This is a genomic window from Paracoccus sp. SCSIO 75233 (genome assembly GCF_027912675.1).
Lineage (GTDB): Bacteria > Pseudomonadota > Alphaproteobacteria > Rhodobacterales > Rhodobacteraceae > Paracoccus.
The window spans coordinates 929,035-940,361 of record NZ_CP115757.1; the positions used below are offsets into that span (position 1 = coordinate 929,035).

Sequence of the window (11,327 nt, forward strand, 5' to 3'; positions counted from 1 at the left end):
GTTTACTCCGCTGCGATCTGGTTTTTGTTGGTGGCGGCGCGGATCGCGGCCTCCAGAATATCCAGACCCTTGGTGAAAATCTCGTCAGGGATGGTCAGGGCGGCGAGCACCTTGACCACCTCGTCATGCGCGCCGGATGTTTCGATGATGAGACCGTTTTCGAAACAAATCGCGCAGATCTCGCCGGCCAGATCGCCGCTGCCGACGTCGATGCCGCGCATCATGCCACGGCCTTTCAGCGCAGCACCCGGAATCAGCGTGGCCATCGCCTCCAGCCGGTCGCGCAGATGATCGCCCTTGCGCTGCACCTCGGCGGCGAAGGCATCGTCGGCCCAGAACTTCTCTAGCGCGACGCGGGCGGTCACGAAGGCATGGGTGTTGCCGCGGAAGGTGCCGTTATGCTCCGCCGGTTTCCAGATGTCATGTTCCGGCTTGATGAGCAGTGCCGCGAAGGGCAGGCCCATGCCGGAGAACGACTTGGCCTGCGTGATCATGTCGGGGTCGAGCCCGTATTCCTCGGTCGAAAAATACGTCCCGGTCCGGCCGATCCCGGCCTGAATATCGTCGATGATGAACAGCGCGCCATGCTTGCGGGCGATGCGCTGAATGCCTTGCAGCCAGTCGCGGCTGGCGGCGTTCAGCCCGCCTTCGCCCTGCACCGGCTCAACGATAAAGGCGGCGGGCGCATCGATGCCGCTTGACGGGTTGTCGAGCGCCCATTCGATATATTCCAGCGTGTCATTCTCGCCCATTGCGTTCTCAAACGGCATATGGGTCACATCGGCCAGACTGCCGCCGCCCGCGCCCTCGCGCTTGCCGGCATTGCCGGTCAGGGCGAGGCTGCCCATCGTCATGCCGTGGAACGCATTGGTGAAGGCGATGATATTGCGCCGCTCCGTCACCTTGCGGGCCAGCTTGATTGCGGCCTCAACCGCATTGGTGCCGGTCGGGCCGGTCATCATGACCTTGTAGTCCATGCCGCGTGGCTTCAGGATCAGCCGTTCGAAGGTTTCAAGAAATGCGGCCTTCTGGGTGGTGAACATGTCCAGCCCATGCGCGATTCCGTCCTGGCTGACATGTTCGATCAGCGCGGCTTTCATGTCGGGGTCGTTATGGCCGTAATTCAGCGAAGAACACCCGGCGAGGAAGTCGATATAATCACGCCCGTCCGCATCCGTCATCACCGATCCGCTCGCGCGGGTAAACACGGTCGGAAAGCTGCGGCAATAGGAACGCGCCTCGGATTCGCGGCGCTCGAAAATAGCGGTGTCGGCCGTCTTGTCAGTCGGCATGGAGTTACCTCGGGAGTTTTGAAAAGGGGGAGGAGTAATCGGCGGCGGGGCCGGATCAGGCCGCCTGCGCCACCGGGGCCGGAAAGTGGATCGTGACCATGTGTTCGGTGGCGTGCTCGCCGTCGAAATGGTCGTCTTTCCTGAAATGCGGCTCGTCGGTCAGCCGCGCATTGTGCCGCTCCGCAAGGCTGCGGAACAGGCCCCAGCTTGCATCATTGTCGCGGGTGATCGTGGTCTTGAGATGCAGCACGCCCGCCATGTCGTCGCGCGACAGAAGCTTGTCCAGCATCCGGCCAGCAAGGCCGAGACCGCGCGCCTCTTCCGAAACGGCGACCTGCCAGACGAACAGCGTGTCCGGCGCATCGGGCAGAAGATAGCCGGAGATCCAGCCGACCGCTACGCCGTTACGCTCTGCCAGGATGCAGGTATCTGCGAAATGATCGCACTGGATCAGATTGCAGTACATGCTGTTTTCGTCCAGCGGCTTGCAGGACTTGATCAGCTCCCAGATATTGCTGCCGTCCTCCGATTCCGGCTTGCGGAAGGTCAGCGTGTCAGGGGTGTTGCTGTCGATCATGTCTTTCATGCCGTGAGCCTCAAATTACTTCGAGTAGCTAAATAACATTCCGCGCGTATTTTGCAACCGCAGAACCGCATTTCACGCGTTCACAGCAGGTTTAAAGGCGATTTCGTGCAGCTATTGCTGGATGTTTCGGAAAGTTAATTTTTTGTAACTCGAATGATTAACGCGGTGATTGACCGGGCCGGAAGAATGCGGAATATGGTCAGGCTGGTTATCGGAGGGGTTAACTGCTTGGACCGCATAGATGTTTGCCTGATCGCGCTTCGGCGGATTCTGCGCGCGGCGGAGTTGCATGGCAAGGAACTGGCGCAGTCGGCGGGGATGACGCCCGTGCAGCTTCGGGTGGTGCAGATCGTGGCGGAGACCGGGACCAGCACCGGCGGGGCCATCGCCAAGCGGATGCATGTGGCGCCCGCGACGGTGACGGCGATGATCGACAAGCTGGAACGGGCAGGCCATGTCACGCGCCAGCCCAGCCCGACGGATCGCCGCCAGACGCTGATTGCGCTGACCGAACAGGGCCGGACGGCGCTGGAGCGAGCGCCGGACGCCTTGCAGCAGCGCTTCGCCGCGGATTTCGAGGCGCTGCCGGATTGGGAGCAGGCGATGATCGTGTCGGTGCTGGAACGTGTCGCGCTGATGCTGGACATGCCGGAAGGCGGGCAGGGGGCGGTGCTTTATCCGGGCGAACTCTGAAGGCGCGATAATAGGCCGGAATGAAACGCCCGGTCTTCGCGCTTGCATTCGGTTTGGAAATCCCGGCAGGTTTCGGTTATGAAAGACGCATATTCACTGATTGTCGATGCCATGGATGCCGGGGAGTATCAGCCCGGTGACCGGCTGGTGGAGGCCGAGCTGGCTGAGCGGTTCGGGGTGTCCCGAACCCCGGTGCGCGAGGCTTTGCAGCGGCTGGAAACTCAGTCGATGGTCAAGCGGGACGGGCGTTCGCTGATCGTCTCGACGCTGGATCACAACCAGTTGTCGGAGCTGTATATCGTGCGGACGGAGCTGGAGGCGCTGGCCGCGCGGCTGGCCGCCCGCCACGCGACGCCGGAGGAAATCCGGGTGCTGCAATCCATGATCGACGAGGACATGACCCGGCTTGACGATGCCGATGCGCTGGCGCGCTCGAACCGGCGCTTTCATCATCAGATCCATCTCGCCTCGCATAACCGCTATCTCGTGCAGCAGCTTGATATGGTGCATCGCAATATGGCGCTGATGGCGCGTACTTCGCTTGCGGTCGAAGGGCGCAGCAAGACCGCGCTGGCGGAGCATCAGGCGATTGTCGATGCGCTGAAATCCGGCGAGGGGGTGGCGGCGGAGGAGGCGCTGCGCAACCATATCTCGCGCGCGTTCGAGACAAGGCTGCGTGAGGATGCGCGGCGCGACCGGTGAGGGTGATCGCGGACAACGCCGATCTGGCCGAGGGGGCGGCACATCTGGCAAGCGTCTGTCCGGTCTGGGCCGCGACGCTGCCGGGGCTGGATCTGCCGCTTCGCCGACGCGATGACGGGTTCGGCGCGATCCTTGATGCGATTATCGGGCAGCAGATTTCCATTGCGGCGGCGGCGGCGATCCTGACGCGGCTGGAGGCGGCGGGGCTGACCGAACCGGCGGCGATCCGGGCTGCGGGCGCGGACGGGCTGCGCGATTGTGGCGTGTCGCGCCCGAAGATCCGCTATCTTCTGGGCATTGTGGAGAACGAACCCGACTGGGCCGCGCTGCGCAACGCCCCGGATGAGGAGGCGATTGCGATACTGGTCGCGCTGCCCGGCATCGGGCGCTGGACGGCGGAGATCTATCTCGCCTTCGCTTTGGGCCGGAGCGACGCGTTCCCGGCGGGCGATCTGGCCTTGCAGGAGGCGGCGAAGCTGCTCTACGGCCTCGACGAACGCCCCGCACCCAAGGCGCTTGAGGCGATGGCGGAGCCGTGGCGTCCTTGGCGCTCGGTCGCGGCGCGGGGGCTCTGGGCCTATTACCGGGTCGCGAAAGGGCGCGAGGGCGTGCGGTCGTAATCGCCACCGTCATCCGCCGGTCGCAAGGGCTTACCGCGCGGCGAGCTGGGTGATCAGATCATTCGCGAATTGCGCAATCAGCGCGGATGCCGCGAAGTCGAATTGATTGACCGCCACAAAGACCCCGATATCCCCGCTGGGTGCAAAGGCGTGATAAAGGAACATCCCCTGCAAGCCGCCCGCCTTCTGAAGGATCAGGGGTCGGTTGCCGTCCGGCTGCATGACGATCCAGCCAAGCGCCATAGCGTCCATCTCGCCGGATTCATCGAAGCCGAACACCGGCGAAAGCCCGTCCCGGTTCACATATGGGGCGTGATCCAGAAGCCGAGTTTCGGCCCACGCGTCACCCTCATCGAGGTGCCATTCCAGCCAGGTCAGAATATCGTTGGCCGTGGAGTATAGCCCGCTTGCCCCGGCCATCGCGGGGCCGCTTGGCACATCGGGCAGTGCTTCGCCGTCGAAACCGTGGCCGGACATCATGCGTCGCCCCTCCATCCCCGCAAAGCCGGTGCTGTCGAGGCCCAGCGGATCGAGAATGCGCTTTTGCAGCAGCGTGGGGTAGGGCTCGCCCGCAGCCCCGCCCAGTGCCGCTGCGAGCATGTCGAAGCCGAAATTGGAATAAAGCCCGCCGGTGCCAGCCGGGAAAAGCTGCTTGTCGTCGGACAGCGCGGCGAAATAGGCGTCAAGCGTGATGGTGGAAAACGGATCATCCTCGTCCACCTCCCGCTCCAGCTCCCTTGGCAGTCCCGATGTATGGGTGGCAAGGTCGATCAGCCGGATCGGCCGGTCGCCTTTTCGGGGAACGTCGATGTCGGGCAGATGCGAGGCGAGCGTGTCGGTCAGCCCGATGCTGCCCTCAGCCGCCATATCGGCCAGAACTGCGCCGGTGAACACCTTTGTGATCGAGCCGACCCGCATCTGCGTGTCGCCGTCGGGTGTCTCGCCATTCCCGCGTCTGGTCTCGCCGAAGCCGAATACCACGCGCTGCCCGCCCTGCACGGCACCGATCACCAGCCCCGGCACGCCGGTTTCGAGGAACAGCACCTGCCCGGTGAAGGATACCGTGTCGTCGAGCAGTGCCGATTGAGCCTGCGCGGGGGCGGACCAACCCGGATGCGCCAGCAGCAAAACAGGAAGAAACGCCCGCCGGAGGAATTTGTTTATCTGCATGAATGATCGCTGCCGATGAAAGTTGAACATGCCGCACCGGCACAGGGTGACGACGCCGATACCGTAACATCCGACAATATGATCAATAAGGCAAATGCCGTGGCTTCATGGCGTTACGGATTTCAAACGCGAAAGGCCCGGCGATATAGCCGGGCCTTCCTCATATTGTCCTGCGTTACTGCGCCGAGGCCAGCAGATCGGTGATCCGGCGGACGGAGGCGCGGCGGTTCTCCCGCTCATCCGCCAGCGTCGGGATCTTCAGATATTCCTCGCCGTAACCCTGCACGACAAGGTTCTCCGGCGGCACATCGAAATATTCCGACAGCGCCAGCGCCACAGATTCCGCGCGGCGATCCGACAGGGCCAGATTATAGGTCGCGCTGCCGACGGCATCGGTGTGCCCCTCGATCAGGAAGATTTCGCGGGGGTTCTGCGCGATGCTTTCCTCCAGCACCGACCCGAGCGTTGCCAGCTGGCGGGCCTGATCGGGGTTGATCGCGGCAGAGCCGGTGTCGAAGGTGATCGCGTCGATATCGACCGGGGCGACAAGATTGCGGACCTCGGGGATGGAGCGCACCTGAGTCAGGGTGAAACGCCGGTCGATGGCGGCCTCGCGCGCCAGCGCTTCGCGCAGCGCGGCTTCGGTCGTCGGCGCGGTATCGGCGCTTGGTGCCGGCGCTTGCGGCAACTCGGCCAGCTCGACCGGCGGCACTTCGACGGATTCGTCGATCAGCACGGTTTCGGTCCCGTCCGGGGCGATATGAACCCGGCGCAGCACCGACAGATCGGCGGCGCGGATGGTCACGATCTGCGAGCCATCGGGACGGGTCACGATAGTGCGGGAGGAGCCGTCGGAATAATTCTCCGTTTGCATCTCGTTGCCGGCCTGCCGCAGCAGGGCGTTGTCGTCCTTCAGCACCTGCTGGCTGCCATCCTCGCGGGTGACGATGACCCGGTCGCCGGTGTTCAGCGCCACCTCGCGATTGCCGTTGAGCATCTGCCCGACGGCGAGCGCGCCAAGCCCGACCAGAGCGGCGCGGGCGAGATCGTTGCTGTCGTTATCGCCGTCATCCGATGCCCCGCTGCCGCCTTCGCTGGCCTGACGGATCGCATCGGTCAGAGTGGTGGCGAAATCCTCGGACGAACTGCGCGCCTCGTCTTCGGCCACGGTTTCGGTGACGGTTTCGCCCTCACCCTGCTGCGCGGTCAGGGCGGCGGCGGTCGGGGCCGCGGCCTCGGCGGCTTCGCGGGCCGCTTCGGTGTTGGAGCCGCGGGCGCGCATCTTTCCGTCTTCGCCCACGACATAGACCTGCTGGACGGCGCGGCCCATGATGATCCGTCCGTCCTCGGTCACCTCCGCCGCCACGCCGCGCGGGCTCAGCAGCGAAATCCCCTCGGCGCAAGGCCGGTCGGCACCATCCGCGCAGACCAGATCGTCGGCGGTCAGGCCCTCGGAGATTTCCTGCTGAAGAAGCGCCGAAAGCTGCGGCATATGTTCGGCCCGCTCCCGGTGATACTGATCGGCAAAGCGAGGTTCGACACGGTGTTCGTCATTGGCGTAGCTGTCGCTGATCGCGGGTGCGGCAGGTTCGTCATCCAGCACCGATTCCGCCGCCTGCGCCGCCGCGATCTGGGCTGCGATTTCGGCCTCGCGTTCGGCTGCCTCCCGGGCGGCTTCGGCGGTCTGTTCTGCCGTCGCCTCAGCCTGCTGGTTCTGCTGAGCGGTGTCGTCGGCGGCGCTGTCATCGGCTTCATCCTCGGGTGCATCCGCTTCAGCCTGCACCTGCGCGGCACGGGCCTGCGCAGCGGCCAGCCGTGCTTCCGCCAGTTCAGCAAGATCGTTTCCACGGACCATCGGCTGACCATTCTGTACCGTGAACGGTTGCAGGTTCTGCGGTGCGAGGATCATCTGGCCATCGGAGTTAAGCTGCACCGATACGCCAGCCGGTGTCATCAGCGGCATGTCATCGGCACAGGGCCGCGCCGATCCGTCAAGGCAGCTCAATTGCTCCTGGGTCAGCCCCGCGCGGCGTTCGGCCTGAAGGATGCTGTTCAGCGGCGGCATCTGCTCGGCCCGTGGTCCGGCCTGTGCGGTGAATTCCTCGGGCGGCAGGATAATCTCGGCATGGGCCGGGGTGAGGAGGCCGAAGGAAAAGAATGCGGCAATGGCTGTGGAATTGGCGGTGAAGCGGCCCATAGGGTCCTCCCTGACGATCTGGTTTGGTCTGCACAGTAACGGCAGCCCGCACGCATCGTTCCCAAAATCTGCGTGAGCGATCTGTGAGCAAAGAAAAATCCCGCACGGGCGATGCGGGTTTGGCTGTCAAGGAACAGACGCGGTTATGCCGCAAGCGAAAAGGGGGCTTCCGCCCCCGTCCTCCGGACTCCCCCGAGGATATTTGCGCCAGCGTGAGAGCCGCGCCGTTTCAGCCTGGCGGAAATATCCTGGGGTGAATTGACGCGTAGCGGCAAGAGGGGCAAAGCCCCTCACGACAGGATCAGATGCCGTCGCCGACGAAGGCTTTCTCGACCACGAATTCCTTCGGCTCGGAGTTTGCGCCCTCGCGCAGGCCGAAACCTTCCAGAACCGCTTTCACATCGACGTTGAAGGCAAGGCTGCCGCAGATCATGGCGCGGTCCTCTTCGGGGTTCATCGCGGGCAGGCCGAGATCGGCGAACACCTTGCCGGAGGTCATATTGTCGGTGATCCGTCCCATCAGCGGCGAATCCTCGCGGGTGGTGGTCGGGTAGTAGAGCAACCGGTCGGCGAAGCTTTCGCCGTAAAGCTCGGTCAGCAGCGGGTCGTTACGCAGGTTTTCGACCAGTTCGCGGCCATAATTCAGCTCGTCGGCGGTGCGGCAGGTATGCATCATGATCACCTGCTCGAAGCGTTCATAGCTTTCCGGGTCGCGCATCAGCGAGGCAAAGGGCGCGATGCCGGTGCCGGTGGCGAGAAACCACAGTCGCTTGCCCGGCAGCAGCGCGTCGAGGACCAGCGTGCCGACGGGTTTCGGGCGCAGGATGATCTGATCGCCTTCCTTGATATGCTGGAGCTTCGAGGTCAGCGGCCCGTCCGGCACCTTGATGGAATAGAATTCCAGCTCGTCATCCCAGTTCGGGGACGCAATGGAATAGGCGCGCAGCAGCGGTTTGCCGTTATCGCCCAGAAGCCCGATCATCACGAATTCGCCCGAGCGGAAGCGCAGCGAGGCGGGCCGGGTCACGCGGAAAGAGAACAGCCGGTCGGTCCAATGCTTCACAGCCGTCACCGTCTGCGCATCCGGCAGGGTCGGCTTTTCGCGGTTCGGGGCTTGGGTCACGGCAATATCCAGTGTCATCTGCGGTCCTGCGGGTTCTCTATGCCATCACGGCGCGTGGGTGAAGCCCGGTCGGGGCGTCAGATTGTCCCGATCAGGCTGGTTCGCGTGATAATTAGAATATTTTCCGCGAATATTGCAGGGGTTCGCGGTCGATAAGGAAATTATCGGGCTTGTGTGGCTCTCGCAGGGGAATTGTCCCGTTCTCCTGCGTCGTGCGCAACCAGCCTGACGAGCCCTCTCGCCTTATCAGGATTTATCGTCCACCACCGACAGGATATCCGGCACCGCAGGGCAGGGCAGCAACTGGTTATGCGCCACATCTGCCAGCGTTGCATTATGCAGGAACACATAGACATGCGCCGACAGGCTTTGCCACAGCCGGTTGGACAGCGTCTGCGCGCGCGACCCCGACAGCCCGCCCGATGCGCCCGCGCCGACATGCAGCGCGCTGACGGTTTCATCGACGGCGGCCAGCACGTCGGAGACGCGGATTTCCGTCGCCGGGCGCGACAGCTTGTAGCCGCCCCCAGGACCGCGTGCGGATTCGACCAGACCGGCGCGGCGCAGGCGCACGAAAAGCTGTTCCAGATAGGGCAGCGAAATGCTCTGCCGTTCAGCGATATCGGCCAGCGAGGTCAGCGACTCCGTCGGCTGAAGTGCCAGATCGACAAGCGCTGCCATGCCATATCTGCCCTTGGTGGAAAGTTTCATGCTCTGCTCCTCTGGCCCGAAAAGATTGACGAGCGTGCAGGGTCTGGGCTAACTGCGCCGGACTTGGCTGCTCTTGCGCAGGCTGGGGCTGGCCCACATCTTCGGTGACTGGAGATAAATGCCGCCTTTGGCTGCGTCAAGAAAACCGTTTCGCGAAGGAATGCGATGCCTGAACTGATTTTTCCCGGTCCCGATGGCCGCCTCGAAGGGCGGTATCATACCCAATCCAACCCCGATGCGCCGATCGCCATCATTCTGCACCCGCATCCGCAGTTTGGCGGGACGATGAATAATCGTGTCGTCTATAACCTGCATTACGCCTTTCACAAGATCGGCTTTACGGTGATGCGGTTCAATTTCCGCGGTGTCGGACGCTCGCAGGGTGAGTTCGATCAGGGCGTCGGTGAATTGTCCGATGCTGCCGCCGCGCTGGATTATCTTCAGGCGATGAACCCGAACTCCAAGCATTGCTGGGTTGCTGGGTTCAGCTTCGGTGCCTGGATCGGGATGCAGCTTCTGATGCGCCGGCCCGAGATCACCGGCTTCATCAGTGTCGCGCCGCCGGCGAATATGTATGATTTCAGCTTCCTCGCGCCATGCCCGGCCTCGGGGCTGATCATCAACGGCACCGCCGACCGCGTCGCGCCGCCGAAGGACACGGATGGGCTGGTCGGCAAGCTGCGCGAGCAGAAGGGCATCACCATCAGCCACGAGGTGATCGAGGGTGCCGACCACTTCTTCCGCGACGATGAGGCGCATATGGAGCCGATGATCTCCACCGTGCAGGCCTATGTCCGCCGCAGGCTGACGGAGACGACGCGGTAGAAGCGCTTTTCCGGGGTGCCGGATGATCTGTATGCGGGTCGCCTGCGCAGAAAATGCAGACAAAAAGCATACAATGGCATACTGACTTCCGTTCCGGTTCCGGAACCGCTATACCGCGCGCAAAGCCAACCTAACCGAAGGGATGCCTCATGTCGAAGATCAAGGTAGCCAACCCCGTCGTCGAGCTGGACGGCGACGAGATGACCCGGATTATCTGGGATTTCATCAAGAAGAAGCTGATCCTGCCCTATCTCGACATCGATCTGAAATATTACGATCTGGGCATTGAGGAGCGGGACCGCACCGATGACCAGATCACCGTGGACGCGGCGAACGCGATCAAGGAATACGGCGTCGGCGTCAAATGCGCGACGATCACCCCGGATGAAGCGCGGGTCGAGGAATTCGGGCTCAAGAAAATGTGGCGCTCGCCCAACGGGACGATCCGCAACATCCTCGGCGGGGTGATCTTCCGTGAGCCGATCATCTGCAAGAACGTGCCGCGTCTGGTGCCGCACTGGACCAAGCCGATTGTTGTCGGCCGTCATGCGTTCGGCGATCAGTACCGCGCCACCGATTTCAAATTCCCCGGCAAGGGCAAGCTGACGATCAAATTCGTCGGTGACGATGGCGAGACCATCGAGCATGAGGTGTTCCAGGCGCCGGGCTCCGGCGTGACGATGGCGATGTATAACCTCGACGAATCGATCCGCGATTTCGCCCGCGCCTCGATGAACTATGCGTTGCAGCGGAAATACCCGCTTTACCTGTCAACCAAGAACACGATCATGAAAGCCTATGACGGGCGCTTCAAAGATCTGTTCCAGGAGGTGTTCGACGCGGAGTTCGCTGACGAATACAAGAAGGCCGGTATCACCTACGAACATCGCCTGATCGACGACATGGTGGCGGCGTCGCTGAAATGGTCGGGCGGCTATGTCTGGGCATGCAAGAACTATGACGGCGACGTGCAGTCGGATACGGTCGCGCAGGGCTTTGGCTCGCTGGGGCTGATGACCTCGGTTCTGATGACGCCGGACGGGAAAACGGTCGAAGCCGAGGCGGCGCATGGCACCGTCACCCGCCATTATCGCGAGCACCAGAAGGGCAATGAGACCTCCACCAACTCCATCGCGTCGATCTATGCGTGGAGCGGCGGTCTGAAGCATCGCGCCAAGCTGGATGAGAACGAAGCGCTGATGACTTTCGCCCAGACGCTGGAGAAGGTCACGGTGCGCGCGGTCGAGGATGGGTTCATGACCAAAGACCTCGCGCTGCTGGTCGGGCCGGATCAGAAATGGCTGTCGACGATGGGCTTCCTTGAGAAGGTCGATGAATATTTGAACAAGGCGCTGAGCTGAGGCGCCTGACGGCGGCAAGCTAAGCGACTGACAGTGGCAAAGGCCGG

At 63.0% G+C, this 11,327-nt stretch carries 11 protein-coding genes; 5 read left to right on the forward strand and 6 right to left on the reverse strand.

What is annotated here, in order from left to right; all coding sequences use genetic code 11:
* Nucleotides 1-2: 2 nt before the first annotated feature.
* Together ectB and ectA are read right to left on the reverse strand one after the other, a co-directional pair.
* Nucleotides 3-1,292, reverse strand: a complete 1,290-nt coding sequence (ectB, locus tag PAF12_RS04485; protein WP_271108802.1) for a diaminobutyrate--2-oxoglutarate transaminase — start codon at nucleotides 1,290-1,292, stop codon at nucleotides 3-5.
* A gap of 55 nt (nucleotides 1,293-1,347) precedes the next feature.
* Nucleotides 1,348-1,878, reverse strand: a complete 531-nt coding sequence (gene ectA / locus PAF12_RS04490; RefSeq protein WP_271108803.1) for a diaminobutyrate acetyltransferase — start codon at nucleotides 1,876-1,878, stop codon at nucleotides 1,348-1,350.
* A 228-nt stretch (nucleotides 1,879-2,106) separates the two neighbouring features.
* Here ectA and PAF12_RS04495 point away from each other — a divergent pair, with 228 nt between their 5' ends.
* The 3 genes from PAF12_RS04495 to PAF12_RS04505 all read left to right on the forward strand — a co-directional run bounded on the left by PAF12_RS04495 (nucleotide 2,107) and on the right by PAF12_RS04505 (nucleotide 3,893).
* Nucleotides 2,107-2,571: a MarR family winged helix-turn-helix transcriptional regulator gene (locus PAF12_RS04495; RefSeq protein ID WP_271108804.1), complete on the forward strand. Its 465-nt coding sequence runs from the start codon at nucleotides 2,107-2,109 to the stop codon at nucleotides 2,569-2,571.
* A 78-nt stretch (nucleotides 2,572-2,649) separates the two neighbouring features.
* Nucleotides 2,650-3,273 (forward strand): GntR family transcriptional regulator, encoded by a 624-nt coding sequence (locus PAF12_RS04500; RefSeq protein ID WP_271108805.1) that lies wholly within the window; start codon nucleotides 2,650-2,652, stop codon nucleotides 3,271-3,273.
* On the forward strand, nucleotides 3,270-3,893 hold the full coding sequence (locus tag PAF12_RS04505) for a DNA-3-methyladenine glycosylase (RefSeq protein ID WP_271108806.1): 624 nt from the start codon (nucleotides 3,270-3,272) through the stop codon (nucleotides 3,891-3,893). The genes PAF12_RS04500 and PAF12_RS04505 overlap by 4 nt, the downstream gene beginning before the upstream one ends.
* 30 nt (nucleotides 3,894-3,923) lie before the next feature.
* On the opposite strand, the gene ampH is transcribed toward PAF12_RS04505, so the two are convergent.
* From ampH to PAF12_RS04525, 4 genes are all read right to left on the reverse strand, one after another.
* The gene (gene ampH, locus PAF12_RS04510; RefSeq protein ID WP_271108807.1) at nucleotides 3,924-5,063 is read right to left on the reverse strand and encodes a D-alanyl-D-alanine-carboxypeptidase/endopeptidase AmpH; all 1,140 of its coding nucleotides are present in this window, start codon (nucleotides 5,061-5,063) and stop codon (nucleotides 3,924-3,926) included.
* A gap of 175 nt (nucleotides 5,064-5,238) precedes the next feature.
* The gene (locus tag PAF12_RS04515) at nucleotides 5,239-7,260 is read right to left on the reverse strand and encodes an OmpA family protein (RefSeq protein ID WP_271108808.1); all 2,022 of its coding nucleotides are present in this window, start codon (nucleotides 7,258-7,260) and stop codon (nucleotides 5,239-5,241) included.
* A gap of 301 nt (nucleotides 7,261-7,561) precedes the next feature.
* Nucleotides 7,562-8,401, reverse strand: a complete 840-nt coding sequence (locus tag PAF12_RS04520) for a ferredoxin--NADP reductase (RefSeq protein ID WP_271108809.1) — start codon at nucleotides 8,399-8,401, stop codon at nucleotides 7,562-7,564.
* Between the two features lie 228 nt (nucleotides 8,402-8,629).
* Nucleotides 8,630-9,094 carry an Rrf2 family transcriptional regulator gene (locus PAF12_RS04525; protein ID WP_271108810.1) on the reverse strand — a complete coding sequence of 155 codons (465 nt, stop codon included), beginning with the start codon at nucleotides 9,092-9,094 and terminating at the stop codon, nucleotides 8,630-8,632.
* 165 nt (nucleotides 9,095-9,259) lie between these two features.
* Between PAF12_RS04525 and PAF12_RS04530 the strand changes: the two genes are divergently transcribed.
* Together PAF12_RS04530 and PAF12_RS04535 are read left to right on the forward strand one after the other, a co-directional pair.
* Entirely contained in the window at nucleotides 9,260-9,919 is a 660-nt protein-coding gene (locus PAF12_RS04530; RefSeq protein WP_271108811.1) for an alpha/beta hydrolase, read from the forward strand.
* A 149-nt stretch (nucleotides 9,920-10,068) separates the two neighbouring features.
* A complete protein-coding gene (locus tag PAF12_RS04535; protein ID WP_271108812.1) occupies nucleotides 10,069-11,280 on the forward strand; it encodes an NADP-dependent isocitrate dehydrogenase in 1,212 nt (403 codons plus the stop codon).
* Nucleotides 11,281-11,327: the final 47 nt, after the last annotated feature.

Excerpts from the sequence above, each read along its gene's own strand:
- PAF12_RS04500 (WP_271108805.1), top strand. The coding sequence starts at position 2,650 with ATGAAAGACGCATATTCACTGATTGTCGATGCCATGGATGCCGGGGAG.
- PAF12_RS04515 (WP_271108808.1), bottom strand. The coding sequence starts at position 7,260 with ATGGGCCGCTTCACCGCCAATTCCACAGCCATTGCCGCATTCTTTTCC.
- PAF12_RS04520 (WP_271108809.1), bottom strand. The coding sequence starts at position 8,401 with ATGACACTGGATATTGCCGTGACCCAAGCCCCGAACCGCGAAAAGCCG.
- ectB (WP_271108802.1), bottom strand. The coding sequence starts at position 1,292 with ATGCCGACTGACAAGACGGCCGACACCGCTATTTTCGAGCGCCGCGAA.
- PAF12_RS04525 (WP_271108810.1), bottom strand. The coding sequence starts at position 9,094 with ATGAAACTTTCCACCAAGGGCAGATATGGCATGGCAGCGCTTGTCGAT.
- ampH (WP_271108807.1), bottom strand. The coding sequence starts at position 5,063 with ATGCAGATAAACAAATTCCTCCGGCGGGCGTTTCTTCCTGTTTTGCTG.
- ectA (WP_271108803.1), bottom strand. The coding sequence starts at position 1,878 with ATGAAAGACATGATCGACAGCAACACCCCTGACACGCTGACCTTCCGC.
- PAF12_RS04535 (WP_271108812.1), top strand. The coding sequence starts at position 10,069 with ATGTCGAAGATCAAGGTAGCCAACCCCGTCGTCGAGCTGGACGGCGAC.
- PAF12_RS04530 (WP_271108811.1), top strand. The coding sequence starts at position 9,260 with ATGCCTGAACTGATTTTTCCCGGTCCCGATGGCCGCCTCGAAGGGCGG.